The organism is Inquilinus sp. Marseille-Q2685 (assembly GCF_916619195.1).
GTDB lineage: Bacteria > Pseudomonadota > Alphaproteobacteria > DSM-16000 > Inquilinaceae > Inquilinus.
Genome location: NZ_CAKAKL010000002.1, coordinates 1,620,105 through 1,640,565, shown reverse-complemented (window position 1 = coordinate 1,640,565; position 20,461 = coordinate 1,620,105). Strand labels below are relative to the sequence as shown.

Genomic DNA, 20,461 nt, shown 5'->3' with positions numbered 1-20,461 from the left:
CCGATGTATCTGACCAAGAAGGTCCGCCTGAACCGGCTGATGCGCAACGGCCGCTGCCTGGACGTCGCCATCGACCACGGCGTCTGCAACGAGCCGTCCTTCATGGCCGGGCTGGAGGACATGGCGGGCGTGGTCCGCATGCTGGCCGCGGCCGGGCCGGACGCGATCCAGATGAATTACGGCCAGGCCGACCTGCTGCCGTCGATGCCGGGGCAGAACCGGCCGGCGCTGGGGATGCGGGGCGACATGGGCAATCCCTACAACCGCCAGCGCCATCGCGAGATGTGGGCGGGGCTGCAGAACGAGGCCGACCCGATCCTGCCGGCCCTGCGGCTTGACGCGGCCTGCGTCGTCGTGAACCTGTTCATGCTGCCGGACGAGCCGGGACTGTTCCGGCAATGTGTGCAGAACATCAGCCGGCTCGGCAACGACTGCGAGAAATACGGCATGCCGCTGATGATCGAGCCGCTGGTGATGCAGCCGAGCGAGCGCGGCGGCTACCTGGTCGACGGCGATACCGAGAAGATCGTCACCCTGGTGCGGCTGGCGCGCGAGCTCGGCGCCGACATCGTCAAGGCCGACCCGACCGACGACCCGGCGGATTTCCGCCATGTGGTCCAGGCGGCGCGCTGCCCGGTGCTGGTGCGCGGCGGCGGCAAGGCCGACCTGCGGCGGGTCTTCGACACCTCCGCCGCGCTGATGGCCCAGGGCGCGCACGGCATGGTCTATGGCCGCAACATCTACCAGCACGACAATCCGGGCGCCGTGGTGGCGGCGCTGATGGCGATGATCCATGACGGCGCCGATGCCGACGCCGCCTGGGCGATCTACCGTAACGGTGGCGGCCGATGAGCGCCTGGCTGGGCATCGATGCCGGCAACACCGGGGTCAAGGCGCTGCTGTTCGACGATGCGGGGCGGGAGCTGGCCTGCGCCCATCGCGACACCGGCGGCCACAGCCCGGAGCCGGGCATGGTCGAGCGCGACATCGGCCGGCTGCGCGTCGACCTCGCCGATCTCGTCCGCGAGCTCCTGGACAAGAGCGGCCTGCACGGCCGCGACATCGCCGGCATCGGCACCTCGGGGCACGGCAACGGCCTCTACCTGCTCGATGCCGAAGGCGGGCCGCTGGCGGCGATCCAGTCGCTCGATTCCCGCACTGCCGGGCTGGTCGAGGAGTGGACGGCCAACGGGGTGGGGGAGGCCGCGGCGGTGATCTGCCTGCAGCGGCCCTGGCCGTCGCAGACACCGGCGCTCTTGGCCTGGATGGCGCGGCACCGGCCGCAGGTGCTGGTCCGCGCCGCCCATGTGCTGATGTGCAAGGACCTGGTGGTCCATGCCCTGACCGGGCGGGTGGCGACCGATGTCACCGACATGGGCGGGGCCGGGCTGCTGCGCCTGCCCGAGAACCGCTACGACGACGGGCTGCTCGACATCTACGGCCTCGGCGGCGTCGCCACGAGGCTGCCGCCGCTGCACTGGCCCACCGACCGGGTCGGCACGGTGTCGGCGGAGGCCGCGGCCCGCACCGGGCTGGCCGAGGGCACGCCGGTGGTGGCCGGCTTCTTCGACGTGGTGGCCAGCGCCGTCGGCGCCGGCGTCACCCGGCCGGGCCAGGCCTCGATCATCCTCGGCACCTGGAGCATCAACCAGGTGGTGGTCGACGCGCCGCTGGACGGGGTGTTCATGTCGACCGGCATGGCGCCCGGCCGCTTCCTGTCGATGGAGAACTCGGCGACCTCCGCGACCAATCTCGAATGGCTCGCCCATCACCTCTTGGCGCAGGACGCCCGGCGGACGGGTGGCAGTGTCTTCGCTTTGGCCGATTCCCTGGCCGCCGCCGCGCCGCCCAAGGCCGACGGCCCGATGTACCATCCCTATCTCTACGGCGCGGCGGGCGATCCCGCTGCGCGGGCCGGCTTCTTCGGCCTGGCCGGCTGGCACGACGGTGGCGACATGGTGCGGGCGGTGTTCGAGGGCGTGGCCTTCGCCCATCTCGCCCATGTCGACAAGCTGCTGGCCGCCGGGGCCAAGCTGCGCGGTATCACCATCTCCGGCGGCGGCGCCCGCAGCCCGGTCTGGCCGCAGATGATCGCCGACGTGCTGCGCATGCCGGTCAGGGTCGCGGCCCAGGCGGAGACGGGGGCGCTGGGCGCCGCCATGGCCGCCGCGGTGGGCGCCGGCCGCTTTGCCGACCTGGACGAGGCCGCGGCTGCGATGGTGGCGCCGCCGCGCGAGGTGGTGCCGGATCCCTGCCTGGCCGGCTTCTACCGCCGCCGCTTCGCCCTGTGGCAGGCGGTCGGCCGCAGCCTGGCGCCGCACTGGGCGGCGCTGCGGGAGATCGGTCATGCGTGAGGTGAGGGCATGATCGCACCTGAGGAAATCCGCACCGCGCGGCGGATGCTGAACTGGACCCAGGCGGAGCTGGCGCGCCGGGCCCGGCTGTCGGTCACCGGCCTGCACAACATCGAGGCCGGCGTCGCCAACCCGCGGGCCTCGACCCTGGCCCGGATCAGCCACGCGCTGGAGAACGGCCAGGCGCCGGACGCCGACGGAGACGAGGAAGCCGGGGACGGCGCCGAGAGGCTGCTGCGCTCCCTGCGCTCGGACGTGGCCCTGCTCTACACCGTGCTCAACGCCCGGCTCGACCAGATCGAGCGGCGCCTCCGCGACACGCGGGCGGACTTCCACGACGCCTGACCGGCCCCTCCGGCCGACCTTTGCAACCCGCTGACAGGAGACTCCCATGTCCGCGATCGCCTTGCCGCGCCTGATGCGGATCGGCGCCGGCGCCCTCGACGATCTCCCCTCGGCCCTGGCCCAGCTCGGGCTGAGGCGGCCGGCGATCGTCACCGATCGTTTCCTGGCCGGCAACGGCGCCCTCGATCGCCTCCAGGCCGTGCTGGCCGAAGCCGGCATCCCGGCGCGCGCCTTCACCGGCACCATCCCCGACCCCACCTCGGCCGTGGTCGACGCCGCCGTGGCCTTTATCCGCGAGGACGACCACGACTGCGTCATCGGCTTCGGCGGCGGCAGCCCGATCGACACCGCCAAGGCGGCGGCGGTGCTCAGCGTCCGGGGCGGCACCATGCGGGCGCTGAAGGCCCCGCACCAGGAGGATTCGCCGGGCCTGCCGGTCGTCGCCATCCCGACCACCGCCGGCACGGGGTCGGAGGCGACGCGCTTCACCATCGTCACCGACGAGGCGACGGAGGAGAAGATGCTCTGCGCCGGCCTCGCCTACCTGCCCAGCATCGCCATCGTCGATTACGAGCTGACCCTCGGCAAGCCGCGCCGCCTGACAGCCGACACCGGCATCGACGCCCTGACCCATGCGATCGAAGCCTATGTCTCGCGCCGCGCCTCGCCCTTCACCGACGCGATGGCGCTGGCCGCCATGAAGTCGATCTGGGCGCATCTGCGCACCGCCTGCGACGATCCCGGCAACCGCGCCGCGCGCGAAGGGATGATGCTGGGCTCGCTGCAGGCCGGCATCGCCTTCTCCAACGCCTCGGTGGCGCTGGTGCACGGCATGAGCCGGCCGATCGGGGCGCATTTCCATGTCGCCCACGGCCTGTCCAACGCCATGCTGCTGCCGGCGGTGACGGAATGGTCGGCCCCGGCGGCCCTGCCGCGCTACGCCGCCTGCGCCGTCGCGATGGGGCTGGCGGAGGCGGGGGAGGGCGACGAGGCCGCGGTCGGGCGTCTGGTCGAGGCGCTGCACCGGATCAATGCCGAGCTCGACGTGCCGACGCCGCGGGCCTACGGCCTGGATGCGCGGCGATGGGACGATCTGCTGCCGCTGATGGCCGAACAGGCCCTGGCCTCGGGCTCGCCTGCGAACAACCCGCGGGTCCCCGACGCTGCCACGATCCAGGACCTGTATCGCCGGGCCTGGGGGTGATCTCCGGGCCGGCCCGCCTATGGCGCCCGGCCCTTGCTCCGCAGCCACTCCTCGTATTCCGGCCGCGCCGCGTCGCTCAGCGGGTAGTAGCGCCGCAGGTCGCCGCCCTGGGACAGGCGCTCGCGCGAGAACTCCTCCCATTCGTGATGCTGCGTGGCCTTCTCGATCACCTGCGGCGCCAGGGCGACCGGCACCACCACGGCGCCGTCGTCGTCGGCGACGATGATGTCGCCCGGCATCACCAGCACGCCGCCGCAGGCGATCGGGATGTTGACGCCGAAGGGCATCAGGTCGGTCTGGGTGTGGAAGTTCGGGGTCACGCCGCGCAGCCAGAAGCCGAGGTCCAGCCGCCCGGTGTTCGGATAGTCGCGGATGCAGCCGTCGATCACCACCCCCAGCCCGCCGCGGCCCTTGAAATAGGTCAGCATCATGTCGCCGAAGACGCCGCTCTTCATGTCGCCGCGGGCGTCGACCACGACGATGTCGCCCTTCTGGGCGTGGTACAGCACATGCCGGTGCAGCTGCTTTTCCGGCTCGGCGTATTCGTCCTCGCCGTACAGATCCTCGCGCTTCGGCATGAACTGCAGCGTCAGCGCCGGGCCGGCGATCGCCTTGCCCTTGGTCCAGGCCACCGGGCCGCAGATATGGGTGTTGCGGATGCCCATATGCGCCAGGGTGCTGCTGGCCGTGGCGGCGCCGATCGCCTGCAGCGCCGCCGACCAATCCGCCGGCGGCCGCTTGATGTCGCTGGTTTCGATCATCGTGGGTTCGCTTTCGTCTTGAAGATCAAAGGCTTCTGTCTTGATTTCCTCCCTTTTGTCATGCCCGGGCTTGACCCGGGCATCCAGAGAGCGTCGACACCCTCTGGATTGCCGGGTCAAGCCCGGCAATGACGGGGAGGGGATGGCGGCTAAGGCTCGTCGCCGAAATACTTGGTGCCCGGCTGCAGATGCGCCCGCGCCACGTCCTCGTTCAGCGTCAGGCCGTGGCCCGGCCGGTCGTTCAGGTGGATGTAGCCGTCGACGATCGGCGGGCCGCCATCGACCATGTCGCTCCACCACTCCACGTCATGGGCGTGGAACTCCATCACCAGGAAGTTGTTCATGGCGGCGCAGACATGGGCGCCGGCCACGGTGCCGATCGGGCTGGCCACGTTGTGCGGCGCGATCGGGATGTAATAGAGGTCGGCATGGTCGGCGACCTTCTTGGCCTCGGCCAGCCCGCCCATCTTCGGGATGTCCGGGGCGATGATCCGGGCCGCCTGCTTCTCGATCAGCTCGCGATAGCCGTGCTTGCGGTACAGGTTCTCGCCGGTGCAGATCGGCGTCTTGGTGGAGTGGGTGACGTGGCGCTGCGCCTCGATGTTCTCGGGCGGCACCGGGTCCTCCAGCCACAGCAGGTCGAAGGGCTCCAGCGCCTGGGCCAGCTTGATGGCGTCGTTCACCCCGAACTTCCAGTGCGCGTCCATCGCCACCATGATCTCGGGTCCCACCGCCTCGCGCACGGCGCGGACGACGTCGACCATCCAGGCCATCTCGCGCGACCCGATGGTCCGGTTGAACGGCTCGAACCACTGCCGCCGCGGATTCGGATCGTCGGAGATGTCGATGGTGTAGGGGTTGCGGGTGTCGAGGTCGAACTTGATGGCGCTGAAGCCGTCCGCCACCACCTCGCGCGCCTTGGCGGCGTAGGAGGCGGGCTCCGGCGTGTCGCCGGCATGGCAGTCGGCATAGATCCGGATCCTGTCGCGGAAGCGGCCGCCGAAGAAGGTCGAGATCGGGGTCTGCAGGGCCTTGCCCATCAGGTCCCACAGCGCGATCTCGATGCCGCTGATCGCGGTCACGGTGGCGCCGGCCTGCGACCCCTCGCCGGACAGGCAGCGGATCAGGATCTCGACGATCTTGCCGATGTTGACCGGGTCCTCGCCGATGATGACCGGCTTGGCCTTGTGCACCAGCTCGGCCACCCCGGCGCCCCAATAGGCCTCGCCCAGGCCGGTGATGCCGGCATCGGTCTCCACCTTCACCAGCACCCAGGGGAAATTCCCCGCGATGACGGCGGTGCGCAGATTGGTGATCTTCACGTGCTTCCCTCCGAGAGCCGGCCCGCTTGATCGGGGCCGGTGATGGGTTCAGGCGGCCGGCAGCGCCTGGCCGGTCCTGCCGTCGAACAGGTGCAGCTTCTGCTGGTCGAATTCGAGCCAGACCGGCTGGTCGATCCCCAGCTTGACGTCGGGGGTGACGCTGACCACCAGCGTCGCCGAGCCCAGATGCACATGGGCGTAGGTGATGTCGCCGGTCGGCTCGACCGTGTAGACCCGGCCGGCCACGGCGCCCGGCGTTTCCTCGCGGTGCAGCCGGATGGTGCTGTGCCGGGCGCCCAGCACGATCTCGCCGTCGGGCGCGGCCCGGGCCTTGCGGGCGTTGGCATCGGACAGGGCGCAGCGCCAGCCGTCCGGGCTCTCGATCGCAACACCGGTGCCGTTCTCGGCCACCCGGGCGCGCACCAGGTTCATCGCCGGGCTGCCGACGAAGCCGGCGACGAAGGTGTTGACCGGGTTCTCGAACACCCGCTCCGGCGTGTCGTATTGCTGCAGCACGCCGCCGCTCATCACCGCCATCTTGTCGGCCATGGTGACGGCTTCCATCTGGTCGTGGGTGACGTAGATCACCGTCGCGTTCAGGTCCTGGTGGAAGCGCTTCAGCTCCGACCGCATCTGGGTGCGCAGCTTGGCGTCCAGGTTCGACAGCGGCTCGTCCATCAGGAACACGCGCGGGTCGCGCACCAGGGCCCGACCCAGCGCCACGCGCTGCTGCTGCCCGCCCGACAGCTCGCGCGGCCGCCGCTCCAGCAGATGCTCGATATCCAAGAGCTTCGCCGCTGCCCGGACCTTGGTCTCGATCTCGGCGGCCGGCAGCTTCCGCATCTTCAGCGGGAAGGCCAGGTTCTTGTAGATCGTCTTGTTCGGGTACAGGGCGTAGTTCTGGAACACCATGGCGATGTCCCGGTCCTTGGGGTCCAGGTCGTTGACCAGCCGGTCGCCGATCTGGATGTCGCCGTCGCTCAGCTCGATCAGCCCGGCCACCAGGTTCAGCGTCGTCGTCTTGCCGCAGCCGGACGGGCCGACCAGGGCCACGAACTCGCCGTCCTCGACCGTCAGCGACACGTGGTCGACGGCGTAGATGTCGCCGTACCGCTTGACCACGTCCCGCAGCACCACCTGCGCCATGGGCTCCCCTTCTCGTCAGGACTTGACCGCGCCCTCGGTCAGGGCGCGGACGAAGTATTTCTGCAGGACCAGGAACAGCACGACGACCGGCACGCTCATGATGAACGACGCCGCCATCAGCCCGGGCCAGTTGGTCGCGTATTCGGTGAAGAAGCGTTCCAGCCCGACCGGCAGGGTCAGCTTGCTCTTGTCGTTGATGAAGGTCAGGGCATAGACGTATTCGTTCCACGCCAGGACGAAGGAATAGATCGCGGTGGCGATGATGCCGGGCGAGGACAGCGGCATGACCACGAGCAGGAAGGCCTGGAACCGCGTGGCGCCGTCGATCCGCGCCGCCTGCTCGAGCTGCGGCGGGATGTTGTCGTAGAAGCCCTTCAGCAGCCAGATCGACAGCGGCAGGCCGAAGGTCAGGTAGGTCAGGATCAGCGACCAGGCCGTGTTCACCAGTCCCATCCACTTCATCATGATGAACAGCGGCATCAGGAAGACCACGGCCGGGAACATGTTCCGGACCAGCACGGCGTAGAACAGCAGCTTGCGGCCGGGGAAGCGGAAGCGCGAGAAGGCGTAGGCCGCCGGCACCGCGATGGCGACGCCGAGGATCGTGGTCGCGGTCGAGACCAGGATGCTGTTCAGCAGGTAGTGCAGGAACTCCTGCCCGACCTCGTTGGCGGGAGAGAGGAGGCGCGTGTACTGCTCCAGCGTCGGCTCCGACGGAATCCATTCCGGCGGGTACTGCAGCGCCGCGAACTGGGTCTTCACCGAGGTCAGCAGCATCCAGGCCATCGGCAGCACCGTGAAGATGCCGAGCAGGACCAGATAGACGATGCGGGCCAGGCCCCAGGGGCCGAGGCCGCCGCGGCGGCGCTTGGCGGCGGGTCGCTGTTCCAGCGTCACGGCGCTCATTGCCTTTCGCCCTGGGTCAGCGCCCGGACGTAGAACCAGCCCAGCGCCATCATCACCACGAACAGGATCACGGAGTAGGCCGAGGCGATGCCGAAGCGGATGCGGCCGAAGGCCAACTGGTAGATCTGGGTGATCCAGATGTCGGACGACCCGGCCGGGCCGCCGCCGGTCATGATCCAGGGGATAGTGAAGCCGTTCAGGTTGGTGACCAGCAGCAGCAGCACGGTCACCAGCGTCACCCCCTTCAGATGCGGCATGGTGATGTGCCAGAAGCGCTGCCAGGTGCCGGCGCCGTCGACCTTGGCGGCGCGGTGCAGCTCGTCCGGCACGGTCTGCAGCCCGGCCAGCAGCATGATCATGGCGAAGGGAAACTCCTTCCAGATGTTGACCACGATCAGCGACGGCAGCGAGGTGTGGACGTTGTCCAGGAAGTTGATCGGCGTCTCGGTGATGCCGAAAGCCACCGACAGCGCGCCGATCACGCCGAAATCGCTGTGGTACAGCCAGCGCCAGACATAGGAGGCGGCGACCGCGCTGATCACATAGGGGATCAGGAACAGCCCGCGCAGCATGCCGCGGCCGGTGAAATAGGTGTTCAAGGACAGCGCCGCGCCAAGGCCCAGGACGAAGGCGAAGAAAGTCGAGAACACCGTCCAGATCAGGGTGTTGACCGTGACTTCGCGGAAGCTGTCGCTGCCCAGGATGCGGCTGTAGTTGTCGAGGCCGACATAGGTCTTGTCGGCCATCGCCAGGCTGGGCGGGGTGTTGAAGAAGGACAGGTAGACCGTGTCGTAGATCGGATAGCCGATCACCAGCAGCATCACCGCGAAGGCCGGCAGGATGTAGAGATAGTCGGCCCAGTGGCGGGCGATGCGCCGGGCGAGGCCCTGGCGGCGCCGGCGGGGCACCGCCCGGGCCCTGGGCACATCGTCCTGCGCGGCAGCCGTGGTCACGCCCGAACCTCCTTCGTGGGGGGAGAGGGGCCGGCCGGCGCCTCAGGCACCGGCCGGGTGCGGGACGGGGCCTAGAGGCCCGACAGCAGGTCCTTGATCTTGCTGGCGGCGTCGTCGGCCGCCTCGGCCACGGTCATCTTCCCGGTCAGCGCGTTCTGCATCATGTTCGGGACGATGATGTTCATGATCTCCGCCGATTCCGGGATCACCGGGAACGGGATCCCGCTCGGCAGCATCGAGGTGGTGACGTTCAGGAACTTGATCTCGTCCAGCCGCTGCTTCATCCATTTGGTGCGGAAGCCGCGGGTGTTGCCGGGGTTGGAGCCGACCCAGGACACCTTGGTCGACCATTCCGGCCCGGTGGCGAAGGCGACGAAGGCGCGGGCGGCGTCCATGTCCAGCCCGCCATCGACCACGTCGGGATTGAAGATGTGGGCGTTGGAGCCGCCGAACACCACGGCGCGCCGCGCCGGCCCCTTCGGGATCAGCCCGTAGCGCATGTTCGCCACCACCGCCTCGGCCACCGCCTTGTCGGCGCCGGTCGCCTTCTTGGCCCGGTCCAGCATGGTGGCGTATTCCAGCGGATGGCTGATCATCATCGCCAGCTGGCCGGAGATGAACGGGTCCTGGTTCTCGGTCTGGGTGTTGGTCAGGGCCGAGGTCGGCACCGACTTGTCCCGGACATACATGTCGTAGGAGGCCTGCAGCGCGGCCTTGGAGCCGTCGTTGTTGATGTAGACCTCCTGGTAGGTCGGGCTCGCCTCCGCCTCGTCCAGCGCGCCGCCGCCATAGGCCCAGCATTGCGGCATGAAGCGGAACGGCGTGTTGCCGGCGTTCGGCCGGGCCACCAGCCCGTAGCCGTTCTTGCCGGTCTTGTCCTTGATCTGCTTGGAATAGGCGACCAGGTCGTCCCAGGTCGCCGGCGGGCTTTCGGGGTCGAGGCCGGCCTCCTTGAAGATCCCGGCATTCCAGATCAGTGCCATGGTCTCGTTGTTGGTCGGCACCCCGTAGGTCTTGCCCTTCCAGGTCACCGACTTCATCGCGCCGGGCCAGTAGTCGGCGGTGCGGTAGCCGACCGCCTCCGGCGACAGCTCGCTCAGCTGGCCCTTGGCCGCGAACTCCACGCCCCACAGGATCGGCAGCTTCGCCGCCATCGGCGCGGCGTTGCCGAGCGCGGCGGCGCGCAGCTTGTTCAGCATCTGGTTGTAGTCGAGGTTCTGCTTCTCGACGGTGATGTTCGGGTAGGTCTTGGCGAAGGCGGCCCAGAACTGGGCGTCGATCTCATGGTCGATCCGGGGCGACGCCTCGTTCGGCCCGACATACCAGTAGGTCAGCCGGCCCTTGTGGTCGAGCGGCACCACCTTGGCGCATTCCGCCGCGGTATCGACCTCGAGCGTGCCGGCGATGCTGTTGATGTAGTCGGGCGTCCAGTTGGCGACGTCGATGCCCGTGTCCTGCGCCAGGGCGTCGAGCGGGCCGAGGCCTGCGGCCAGCGCCCCGGCCCCGGCGGCATAGCCGAGAAAACGACGGCGATCGACGGCATGGGGAAAGAGGTCACCTGCATGAGGCTTGGTCATGAGCGGTCCTCCCAATGGCCTCGCTTGTCGTCTGCGAGTTCCGGTCAGCCTAGGCTTCGAGGGTAAAACGCGTCAAGGATCGGTGCGCAACAACTTGCGGTTTTTGTTATGTTGTTAGCTGAAAGCATTTCTCGACCGGGCGTTCAATCAAAAAACGCCCTGTCCTCCTCGGTCAGATACTGGCGGGCCCGTTCGGGATCGATGTCGACGCCCATGCCGGGCCGGTCCCAGACCTCGATCAGCCCGTTGCGGACGATCGGGTTCGGCAGGCCGTCGACGATGTCGTACCACCAGGCCGGGTTGCCGCTGGGATATTCGAAAGCGATGAAGTTGTTCGGCAGCGTCGCCGAGACCTGGACCAGCGCGGCCAGGCCCAGCAGGCCGTTGCCGGTGCCGTGCGGCGCCATCAGGATGCCGTGCAGGTTGGCGTATTCGGCGATCCATTTCAGCTCGGCGATGCCGCCGACGTCGCAGGGGTCGGGGCCGACCACGTTCACCGCATGGCCTTCGATCAGCGCCTTGAAGTTCTGGCGCAGATAGATCTGCTCGCCGGTGTGGATCGGCGTCGAGGTGGCACGGGTCACCTCGCGATACACGTCGGCGTTGACGTAAGGCACGTAGTCGCCGGTGATCAGGTCCTCGAGCCACAGCAGGTTGTACGGCTCGACCGCGCGGGCGAAGCGGATCGCGTCCGGCACGGTCCAGCCCGGCCCGCAGTCCAGCGCCAGCGCGACCCTGTCGCCCAGCACCTCCTTCATCGCCGCGACGCAGTCGACCATGTGCTTCAGGCCGCGCTCGGTGATCAGCCCGGAATCCATCGCGCCGTGGAACACGCTCTGCCCTGGGCTGCCGTAATAGAAGCCAGGGATCTCACGCTTCATCGGGCTGTGGAAGCCGATGCCCTGCTTGATCATGGTGAAGCCTTCGGGCAGGGCCATCTGCCGTTTGGCGTCCTCGGCATAATGCCCCGGCGCGTAGCCGCCCATCGGCACGCGCGGCGAGCCGTTGTAGACCCGCACATGGTCCCGCACCTTGCCGCCCAGCAGCTTGTGTACCGGCAGCCCCGCCGCCTTGCCGGCGACGTCCCACAGCGCCATCTCGATGGCGCTGACCGCGGCCCCCCAGGGCTTGAAGGCGCCGCGCTGGCGGATCCGCAGCATGGTCCGCTCGACCAGGGTCGGGTCCTCGCCGATCAGGGGGTCGCGGAAATGCAGGATGTGCGGCTTCAGATACGGCTTGTAGGATTCGACCTCGCCATAGCCGCTGAGGCCCTCATCGGTGACGATGCGCACGATCGGGTTCTTGCCGATCACGGCGCATTTCAGATCGACGATCTTCATGGCGCCCCGCTTGGTCGGGGACGGTCGCTGCCGCCCACCCGGTGTTTCCTCTCCGCTGCCCTTTTATGTCCGATCTAGGCAGTCGCGGATCGAGCCTAACACAAGCAAGGGGCATTGCAACTTGTTAGGTGAAGAAAAGCCGAGGCGGCCTTTTTGTGCCTCTCCCGCCAGGCGGGAGAGGCAATCGGAGGGGGCCGGTCCACTGGAAGCTACTTCTCCGCCTTTGCCCGCTTCAGCACCGGCGCCAGCCAAGCCGTCGGCGCGGCCGGCCCGGTCGAGCCACGGGTGACGATCTCGGCCACCAGCGCCAGTCGCACCGGCGGCCGCGACGCGGCCTCGGCGTCGCCCAGCCGGTCGGCGATGCAGCGCACCATGGCGGCGCCGATCTCGACCTGCGGCGTCCGCACCGTGGTCAGCCGCGGCGACACCTGCGAGGCCGCGGCAAAGTCGTTGAAGCCAACGACCGAGATGTCCTCCGGCACACGGAGGCCCAGGCGCAGCAAGTCGGAGATCACGTTCACGGCGATGCCGTCATGGGCGCAGAACAGCGCCGTCGGCGCGCCGCCGCGGCGGAGATGGGCCAGGAAGGCGTCGCGGAAGCCCTCGGCCTCGTCGAAGACGATGTCCTCGGCCGTGGTGCCCGGCGCCTCCAGCATGCCGTCGCGGAAACCGCGGAAGCGCTCGGCCCGGCCGAGCGGCAGGGTGCTGCCATGGACGAAGGCCGTGGCCCGGTGGCCGAGGCCGAGCAGCAGCCGGGCCACGCCGACCCCGGCCTCCCAATCGGCGCCGACCACCTGGTCGATCCGCTCCATCGCTCCGACATAGGTGGCGCAGACCACTGGCAGGCCGGTGCGGGCGGCGAGGGCGGAGATCTCCTGCGGCCGCGGCACGGCCAGGATCAGCCCGGCCACGGCGCTGTCGAGAGGGCCGCCTTCGGCCAGGTGCCGGGCCTGGCGCGGCACGATCGAGAAGCCCAGCCGCTCGCCCTCGCGTTCGGCCCCGTGCAGCATGTTCAGCCACAGCTCGCTCGACACCGGGTCGATCTCCTGCCGGATGAACAGGATCTGGCCGTTGGCCGCAGGCAGTTCCTGGCTGCGGCGGTATCCGAGAGCGTGCGCGGCGCGCAGCACCCGGTTGCGGGTAGCCTCGCCGACGCCGGACTTGCCGGACAGGGCGCGGGACACCGAGAACTTCGAGATCCCCAGCCGGTCGGCGATGTCCTGGATAGTGACGCGGCCTGAACTCATGCGGTGTTGCGCTCCTGTTTGGGCCGCACCTTCTGCCGCAGCGGTCGTTCTGCCGTCAATATCGTCCCATGCGGCCGGCCTGTCTTGCGCAACTTGTTTGGCAATGATAGCAAATTACCTAACGAACAGCAAACTGCAGGGGCGGACGCCATGACCACAGGACGCCTGGACGACGCCGCCATGGGCAGGGTCGAGGATGCCGTGTCGACCCATTCCCGGCCGAGCGAGCTGAGGATCACCGACCTGCGGGTCGCGGTGGTGGTCGGCAGCGGCTATCACCCGATCATCCGCATCGACACCAACCAGGGCATCTCGGGCCTCGGCGAGGTGCGCGACGGCGGCCATGCCGAATACGCTTTGCAGTTCAAGCACATGCTGCTGGGGCAGAACCCCTGCAATGTCGACATGATCTTCTCGGCCCTGCGCCGCTACGGCAACTGGGGGCGGGAAGGGGGCGGCGTCTCCGGCATCGAGATCGCGCTGTGGGACCTGGTCGGCAAGGCCTATGGCGTGCCCTGCCACCAGTTCCTCGGCGGCAAGCACCGCGACCGGGTGCGGATCTACGGCGACACGCCGGCCCCGGCCCAGATGACGCCGGAGGGCTATGTCGAGGCCGTCCTGCGCCGCAAGGCGCTGGGCCTGACCTTCATCAAGTTCGACCTGCCGCCGCGCTTCTTCAACGCGGTCGACGGCGCCCTGGTCGGGCAGGCCACCCGGCACGAATACGACCTGGCCAAGGCCTGGCGCGCGCCGGGCGCCGGGCGGGGGATCAAGCTGAGCCAGGCCGGCATCGCCGCCGCGGTCGAGGTGGTCGGCGCCGTGCGCCAGGCGGTGGGCCCCGAGATCTCGCTGTGCATCGACCATTTCGGCGAGGGCTTCATGACCGCCGACGAGGCGATCCGCCTGGGAGAGGCGCTGGAGCCGTTCGACCTCGCCTGGCTCGAGGACCCGCTGCCCTGGCACGATTTCGCCGGCCACAGGAAGGTGGCCGACGCCCTGCTGACCCCGATCGCGGCGGGCGAGGAGCTGTATCTCTGGGACGGGTTCCGCGAGCCGATCGAGACCCGCGCTTTCGACATCCTGCACCCGGACCTGCTGACCTCGGGCGGCATGCTGGAGACCAAGCGCATCGCCGATTACGGCGAGCGCTTCGGCCTGGCGACCGCGCTGCACGCCTGCTGCACCCCGATCGGGCTGATGGCCAATGTGCATTGCGGCGCCGCGATCTCCGGCCTGGTGGCGGTCGAGCATCACGGGCTGGATATCCCGGATTGGGGCGAGCTGGTGACCGGGATCGACCCCGACTATCTCGAAGGCGGCTACGTCACCGTGCCGGACAAGCCGGGCCTCGGCATCGAGCTGAACGAGGCGGCGGTGGAGGCGCATCTGCGCCATCCCGGCACGATGTTCCAGCCGACCGAGGAGTGGAACCGCATCCGCATCGGCTTCGAGCGACGGTCGCGCGGCTGAAGGTGCGTCAGGCCGTTCGGGCCAGGTGCAGATGCTTGGTGCGGTCGTCGTTCAGCACGATGCCGTCCGCGACGGTGCGGATCGTGAACTCCCAGCCGCCCGCGTCGATCGCGCCGGGCTTCGGCGGCGTGTCCGAGAGGGCCCGCCACGGTACGGCCAGATGCAGGTCCGGCGCCCGGGCCTCCAACGCGGTCTGCCACGTGCCGTAGGGGGTGCTCAGGCGCAGCACCGTCTCGCCGTCCTCCTCGCCGATCTCGGCCTCGAACCCGGTGGCGGCGTCGGCATAGCGTCCGGCCAGGCCGGGCGCGGCCGGCAGGGCGGCGTCGGCCAGGCGGCGGAAGCGCCGCGGGCGGCCGAACCAGCGCGTGTCCATGTCGCCGTCGCCGCGCGGCGTGAACTCCAGCGGCACGATGCCCCGCTCCGGCATGAAGGCATCGTCGCCGACCTGCTCGATCGGCATGCCGCTGTTCATGTTGCTGACGAAAACGGGCTGCCCGTCCTTCACCGCGATGCCGAACACGTCGTCGCCGTCCTCGGCCCGGTACAGGCCGGCGGCCTGTTTCAGCCGCCCGGCCGTCGCCGCGGTGCACGGCGGGCCCGGCTCATGGCCCAGCACCAGGTCGAGGATCCGGCGGGCCAGGGAGAACGGGCCCATGTCGTCGGTGTTGCCGAGGATGACGATGCCGATCCCGGCTTCCGGGAAGCGCACCGATTCCGAACGTCCGCCGGCGACGCCGCCGCCATGGCCGATGCTGGCCAGGCCGCGGTAGCGGCAGGTGACCAGGCCCAGGCCGTAGGGCGACGGGATGCCGTCGATCACGGCGCCGGGCGCCGACATCCGGGCGATCATCTCCGGCGTGCCGACCTTCGGCGCGTCGAGATTGGCCAGCCACAGCGTCATGTCCTCGAGCGTCGAGACCATGCCGCCTTCGCCGCCCAGAACCACGCCCCATTGCGCCTTGTGCCAGCCGCCGTCCGGGCCGCGGGTGTGGTGATCCGCCAGCCGCGGCAGGATCTCCGAATCCCAGCGCATCAGCCGGGTGTCGCGCATTCCCAGCGGCCCGGTGATGCGTTCTTCCAGCAGCTGGTTGAAAGTCTTGCCCGAGACCTGCTCGACGATCTCGGACAGCAGGAAGAAGCCGGTGTTGCAGTAGATCAGGTCGGTGCCGGGCCGGAAGTTCACGCCGCCATGGCCGCCGATGATCCGGCGCGCCCAGGCGCGGGTGGACGGCGCCCCGATCGGCAACCCGCCCAGGACCATGATCTCGAGGAAGTCGCGCAGGCCGCCGACATTGGCGGCCAAATGGCGCAGCGTCACCGTCTCCGGGTATTCGGGCAGCCAGGGCAGGTGGCGGCGGACGTCGTCCTCCATCGACAGCCGGCCCTCGGCCTCCAGCATCAGCGCCAGCAGCACGGTGAACTGCTTGGTCTGCGACCCGATGCGGATGACCGTGCGCTCGTCGATCTTCACGCCGTGGGCCAGGTCGGCCATGCCGTAGAAGCCGCGATGGATCTCGCGCCCGTGCCGGGTGACGCGGACCGCGGCGCCGGGCGAATCCGGCCGGGCCCAGCGCGCGAACAGCGCGTCGATGCGGGACCGCAAATCATGGGGCAGGTCCGGGGGCAGGGGGCTGTCATCGGTCATGGCGTCCTCCCGGAAGCAGGGGTCAGGCGAAGGGGTTCTCCACGCGCGGCCAGAACGGCAGGCGGCGCTTGGTATAGCCGATACTGGCATAATCGGGCGGGATCGCACCCGGCGTGGTGACGTAGCGGATTTCGGCCGCGATCGGGGCGAAGCCGGCATGGAAATGCTGGGTCGACTTCACCACCACGATCGCCTTGCCGGCCGGGTCGATGCCGAAGGCGGTGAAGGCATCGGGTGCGAAGGTCTGGCTGCGCAGCGTCACCAGCACCAGGTCGACCTCGCCCGCCGCCTGCACCCAGACGCCGCGGCCCAGCGGCGCCCAATCCTCGCTCAGCCCGGTCTGGCGCAGCTCCGGCAGCACGCGCCTGACCGTGACCCGCAGGTCGACCGGGTCGCCGGAGGCCGGGCCGCATTTGCCGCCGATGCGCAGGTCGAAGCTCGCCCCCTCGCCGGCCTCCTCGCACAGCGCCACCGCCTGCGGGTCCCAGTAGCAGCCGCTGACCACGTTGCCGATGCCGCGGTCGATGATCCGGCGCAGGATGAAGGTGCTGTCGCCCGGCGCGCCGCCGCCGGCATTGTCGGCCACGTCGGCCAGCACCACCGGGCCGCGCGGCGTCGCCAGCGCGTGGTCCAGCGCCTCGTCCACCGTGTCGTGCGGCGTCGCCGTGGCGTGGCGCAGATCCCAGATCTCCCGCCCCAGATCCTCGGCCACCCGGCGGGCCCGGTCGCGGTCGCCGTCGGCGACCACCAGCATCCGCGCGCCGACATCCTCGACATCGCCCCAGGGGAAGCCGTGGCCGAAGGTGACCGACAGGATGCCGTCGCGACCCTCCAGCGCCTGCATCCGGTCGACGAAGCCGCGCATCGGTTCCACCGGGGTGCGCCACATGCCGATCATGCGGCAGTCGTGCAGCGCCATCACCGGCCGGATCTCGCCGCGGCGGGCGCGCAGGCACAGCTCGTACAGCTCGACCGCCCGCGGCTCCATGTCGGTGTGCGGGTATTCCTTGAAGCCGATGATCGCGGTGCAGGCCTCGACCATCCGGTCGGTCAGGTGGCAGTGCAGGTCCAGCTCCATCCCGACCGGCACATCGGGGCCGACGATGGCGCGGACCCGCTGGGCCGTGTCGCCCTCGCAGTCGTCATAGCCGTCGGCCACCATCGCGCCGTGCATCAGCAGTAGCACGACGTCGACCGGGCCGGCCTGCCGCAGGTCGTCCAGGATGTCGTCGCGCAGGCTTTCGTAGAGCGACCGGATGGTGCGCCCGGCCGGCTGGGCGATGGCGGTGACGCTCTCGACCACCTCATGCCCGTCGCGTTCGGCCAGGCGGCGCCAGGTCTTCTGGCAGATGGTCTCGGCCGCGGTGCCGTCCAGGCTGGCGTCGCGCCGCCGGTAGGTCTCGGGCGCGTAGAAGCTGGCGGCCCCGGTCGGCAGCGGCGAGAAGGTGTTGGTCTCGGTGACCAGGGCGGCGATGAAGATCTTCACGGATGCGGCTCCGTCGATGCAGAACCGGCGCGGAACCGGCCGGGGGAGAGGGCGGCGGCGGTGACGCCCAGCCGGGCGAGATCCTCGGGCACCGGATCGCCGCGCAGCCGCGCCGCCCCCAGCCGGGCCATCGCCGGCGCGGTCTGGAAGCCGTAGCCGCCCTGGCCGGCGCACCAGAAGAAGCCCGGCACGTCGGGGTCGAAGCCCAGCACCGGCGTCTTGTCGGCGACGAAGCTGCGCAGCCCGGCCCAGCGATGCGTCAGGCGCCGGATCTCGAGCGTGGTCGCGCGCTCGATCCGGTCGACCGCGACGGCGACGTCGATCTCCTCCGGCTGCGCGTCGCAGGGCGGGCTCGGCGTCTCGTCGGCGGGCGAGCCGAGCAGCTTGCCGGCATCCGGCTTGATGTAGAAGGTCTCGTCCAGATCGACCACCATCGGCCAGCCATCGACGTCATGGCCCGGCGCGTCGAACAGAATGGCGGTGCGCCGCTTCGGCACCAGCCCGACCGGCGCGACCCCGGCCAGGGCCGCGACCGCATCGGCCCAGGCCCCGGCGGCGTTGACCACGATGCCTGCCTCGACCGGCCCGGCCGCGGTGACGATCCGCCAGCCGCCGCCGGGCAACGGCGCCAGCGCCGTGACTTCGGCCCCGGTGCGGACCTCGCCGCCGCGCCGGCGCAGGCCGCGCAGCGACCCCTGCAGCATCCCGTTGGTGTCGAGGTCCAACGCCTCCGGCTCGAACACCGCGCCGGCGACGCCGCCCGGCTGCAGCACCGGCACCCGGGCGATGGCATCCGCGGCGCCGATCTCGCGGACGCTCGGGACCAGGGCCGCCAGCGCCTGCGCCCGGCTGCGGATCGCCGCCTCCTGGCCCGGCCGGCCGACGTGCATGGCGCCGCGCGGGCGGGTCAGGTCGAAGCCGGCGAAGTCCTCGGGCGGGGCGCGAAAGACGTCGCGGCTGCCGATCGACAGGGCGCGCACCACGGCGTTGCCGTAGGTCTCGGAGAACAGGGCGGCGGACCGGCCGCTGGCGTGGGTGCCGGGCTGGCTCTCGCGCTCCAGCAGTAGCACCCGGCGGCCATCCGCGGCGGCCCGGGCCAGCGATGCGCCGGCGATGCCTCCCCCGATCACGGCGATGTCGACCACATCCATCCGGCAGCTCCCTTTGACGGCAGACTGCGGAGCGATAGCGTTTGTGTCAAATAGTTTATCGTATCGGAAAATTCGTGGTTCTTGCGATAAGCCGTCCCCCGACATAGGGTGATCGACCATCCAGTGTCAGGGTCCGCGCATGTCCAATCAGCCCAAGCTCGGGGAATGCCTGAAGGCGCTGCGGCGCCGGCATGGCTGGACGCTGCAGGACGTCAACCGGCGGACCGGGGTCGCGGTCTCGACCCTGTCGAAGGTCGAGAACGACCAGATGTCGCTGACCTACGACAAGCTGCTGCAGATCAGCGAGGGGCTGGGCATCAACCTGGCCGAGCTGCTGTCGACGCCGGCGCCGTCGGGGGCGGCGCTGGCGCGCCGGTCGATCAGCCGGCCGGGGGAAGGGCTGCTGCAGGTCACCCAGAACTACGACTACCTCTATCTCTGCACCGAGCTGCAGCGGAAGCGGATGGTGCCGGAGGTCGGCCGGGTGAAGACCCGCACCATCGAGGAGTTCGGCCCGCTGGTGCGGCATTCGGGGGAGGAGTTCATCTACGTCCTGGAAGGGGCGATCGAGGTGCACACCGACCATTACGCCCCGGTGCGGCTGGAGAAGGGCGGCAGCATCTATCTCGACAGCACCATGGGCCACGCCTACATCTCGGTGGGCGAGGGCGACGCCATGGTGCTGGCCGTCTGCTCCAGCCCCGATCCTGACCTGGAGGGGACGCTGCGGTCGCTGTTCACGATCTGAAGGGGGGGGCGATGCGGACCGTCTTTCGCAAGGCCGCGGAACTCTTTGCTGACACGGCTATGAGGAAGGCACGCGTTGGAGAGGCGCATGGACGGCCTGGCCCGACGGGGGCCGAGTCCCCTAGGGATATCTATCTGCAGGCTTGCGATATTATTGCAGCAGAGCTCGCCAAGGAGGATTTCAAGTATGCAAGAAGCGGCCCTCATCTGAGTCGTCGCGACGAAGATTTTGTGTTCAAAATTCAATTCCAATCGAGTCACAACAACATCGCCAGCGAGTATGTGGCTCTTTGGGTGCACGGGGGTGTGTCGTCGCGCCGATTGGCGGAATGGGCCAGCAACCACCATTGGCCATGGGATCAAAGGCGGGAGAGGTATCGAGGGGTCGCCGGAGGTCAGATCGGCAATCTGGTCGATCCACCAGCGTGGTTGGAATGGAATTTGGCCGATCCGGGAACGAGAGCAGAGACCATCGCCGACGCTGTGTCTGCGTGCCACGAGATGATTCTGCCTTACTTCGACCGATTCTCCGATCCGGATGCGATGGCTCGATTGCTGATTGAAGAGGACGTCCCCTCGTTTGGGATCGGAGAGGCGATACCTTTCCTGCTCTGCTATTCTGGAAAGGACTTGGCGGAAGAAGCCGGCCGGAACTTTTTTGACCGGCATCCGGATCTCCTCTCGTCCTTCGAGGCGGCGCGAGAAAGGTTCGGCCGTGAGGGATTGCCTCGCCTCCGACCAAATGGAACCGCCTTGCTCCTGGCGGCTATAGCGACTGCAGAGAACCTGAACCTCGGTCTGCGATAG

Annotated in this window: 18 protein-coding genes; 7 read left to right on the top strand and 11 right to left on the bottom strand. The window is 69.3% G+C overall.

Going from position 1 to position 20,461, the window contains the following annotated elements; translation table 11 throughout:
* Positions 1–3: 3 nt before the first annotated feature.
* The 4 genes from LG391_RS16840 to LG391_RS16825 are packed head-to-tail and all read left to right on the top strand — an operon-like array spanning position 4 to position 3,903.
* The gene (locus LG391_RS16840) at positions 4–852 is read left to right on the top strand and encodes a class I fructose-bisphosphate aldolase (protein WP_225769157.1); all 849 of its coding nucleotides are present in this window, start codon (positions 4–6) and stop codon (positions 850–852) included.
* Positions 849–2,354: an FGGY-family carbohydrate kinase gene (locus LG391_RS16835; protein ID WP_225769156.1), complete on the top strand. Its 1,506-nt coding sequence runs from the start codon at positions 849–851 to the stop codon at positions 2,352–2,354. Before LG391_RS16840 ends, LG391_RS16835 begins: the two co-directional genes overlap by 4 nt.
* A 9-nt stretch (positions 2,355–2,363) precedes the next feature.
* Entirely contained in the window at positions 2,364–2,699 is a 336-nt protein-coding gene (locus LG391_RS16830) for a helix-turn-helix transcriptional regulator (protein WP_225769155.1), read from the top strand.
* 46 nt (positions 2,700–2,745) lie between these two features.
* Positions 2,746–3,903, top strand: coding sequence for an iron-containing alcohol dehydrogenase (locus LG391_RS16825; RefSeq protein WP_225769154.1), 1,158 nt, complete (start codon positions 2,746–2,748; stop codon positions 3,901–3,903).
* Between the two features lie 17 nt (positions 3,904–3,920).
* Here the strand turns inward: LG391_RS16825 and LG391_RS16820 are convergent, their stop codons facing one another.
* The 8 genes from LG391_RS16820 to LG391_RS16785 form a co-directional block, all read right to left on the bottom strand.
* The gene (locus LG391_RS16820) at positions 3,921–4,664 is read right to left on the bottom strand and encodes a ribonuclease activity regulator RraA (RefSeq protein ID WP_225769153.1); all 744 of its coding nucleotides are present in this window, start codon (positions 4,662–4,664) and stop codon (positions 3,921–3,923) included.
* A 149-nt stretch (positions 4,665–4,813) separates the two neighbouring features.
* Positions 4,814–5,986 carry a mandelate racemase/muconate lactonizing enzyme family protein gene (locus LG391_RS16815; RefSeq protein WP_225769152.1) on the bottom strand — a complete coding sequence of 391 codons (1,173 nt, stop codon included), beginning with the start codon at positions 5,984–5,986 and terminating at the stop codon, positions 4,814–4,816.
* A 48-nt stretch (positions 5,987–6,034) separates the two neighbouring features.
* Entirely contained in the window at positions 6,035–7,132 is a 1,098-nt protein-coding gene (locus tag LG391_RS16810) for an ABC transporter ATP-binding protein (protein ID WP_225769151.1), read from the bottom strand.
* Positions 7,133–7,147: 15 nt separating this feature from the next.
* Entirely contained in the window at positions 7,148–8,038 is an 891-nt protein-coding gene (locus LG391_RS16805; RefSeq protein ID WP_225769150.1) for a carbohydrate ABC transporter permease, read from the bottom strand.
* Entirely contained in the window at positions 8,035–8,991 is a 957-nt protein-coding gene (locus LG391_RS16800; RefSeq protein ID WP_225769149.1) for a carbohydrate ABC transporter permease, read from the bottom strand. The genes LG391_RS16805 and LG391_RS16800 overlap by 4 nt, the downstream gene beginning before the upstream one ends.
* 71 nt (positions 8,992–9,062) lie before the next feature.
* Positions 9,063–10,568 (bottom strand): sugar ABC transporter substrate-binding protein, encoded by a 1,506-nt coding sequence (locus tag LG391_RS16795; protein WP_225769148.1) that lies wholly within the window; start codon positions 10,566–10,568, stop codon positions 9,063–9,065.
* Between the two features lie 143 nt (positions 10,569–10,711).
* Positions 10,712–11,908: a mandelate racemase/muconate lactonizing enzyme family protein gene (locus LG391_RS16790; protein WP_225769147.1), complete on the bottom strand. Its 1,197-nt coding sequence runs from the start codon at positions 11,906–11,908 to the stop codon at positions 10,712–10,714.
* Between the two features lie 209 nt (positions 11,909–12,117).
* Positions 12,118–13,155 (bottom strand): LacI family DNA-binding transcriptional regulator, encoded by a 1,038-nt coding sequence (locus LG391_RS16785; protein ID WP_225769146.1) that lies wholly within the window; start codon positions 13,153–13,155, stop codon positions 12,118–12,120.
* A gap of 150 nt (positions 13,156–13,305) precedes the next feature.
* Here LG391_RS16785 and LG391_RS16780 point away from each other — a divergent pair, with 150 nt between their 5' ends.
* Positions 13,306–14,625 carry a mandelate racemase/muconate lactonizing enzyme family protein gene (locus tag LG391_RS16780; protein ID WP_225769145.1) on the top strand — a complete coding sequence of 440 codons (1,320 nt, stop codon included), beginning with the start codon at positions 13,306–13,308 and terminating at the stop codon, positions 14,623–14,625.
* A gap of 7 nt (positions 14,626–14,632) precedes the next feature.
* Here the strand turns inward: LG391_RS16780 and LG391_RS16775 are convergent, their stop codons facing one another.
* From LG391_RS16775 to LG391_RS16765, 3 genes are read right to left on the bottom strand one after another with little or no spacing between them, the layout of a single operon-like run.
* A complete protein-coding gene (locus LG391_RS16775; protein ID WP_225769144.1) occupies positions 14,633–16,270 on the bottom strand; it encodes a serine hydrolase in 1,638 nt (545 codons plus the stop codon).
* A 22-nt stretch (positions 16,271–16,292) separates the two neighbouring features.
* Positions 16,293–17,756, bottom strand: a complete 1,464-nt coding sequence (locus LG391_RS16770; protein WP_225769143.1) for a M81 family metallopeptidase — start codon at positions 17,754–17,756, stop codon at positions 16,293–16,295.
* The gene (locus LG391_RS16765) at positions 17,753–18,907 is read right to left on the bottom strand and encodes an FAD-binding oxidoreductase (RefSeq protein WP_225769142.1); all 1,155 of its coding nucleotides are present in this window, start codon (positions 18,905–18,907) and stop codon (positions 17,753–17,755) included. The genes LG391_RS16770 and LG391_RS16765 overlap by 4 nt, the downstream gene beginning before the upstream one ends.
* Positions 18,908–19,046: 139 nt before the next feature.
* Here LG391_RS16765 and LG391_RS16760 point away from each other — a divergent pair, with 139 nt between their 5' ends.
* A complete protein-coding gene (locus LG391_RS16760; RefSeq protein WP_225769141.1) occupies positions 19,047–19,655 on the top strand; it encodes a helix-turn-helix domain-containing protein in 609 nt (202 codons plus the stop codon).
* Between the two features lie 11 nt (positions 19,656–19,666).
* Positions 19,667–20,461 (top strand): DUF4304 domain-containing protein, encoded by a 795-nt coding sequence (locus LG391_RS16755; RefSeq protein ID WP_225769140.1) that lies wholly within the window; start codon positions 19,667–19,669, stop codon positions 20,459–20,461.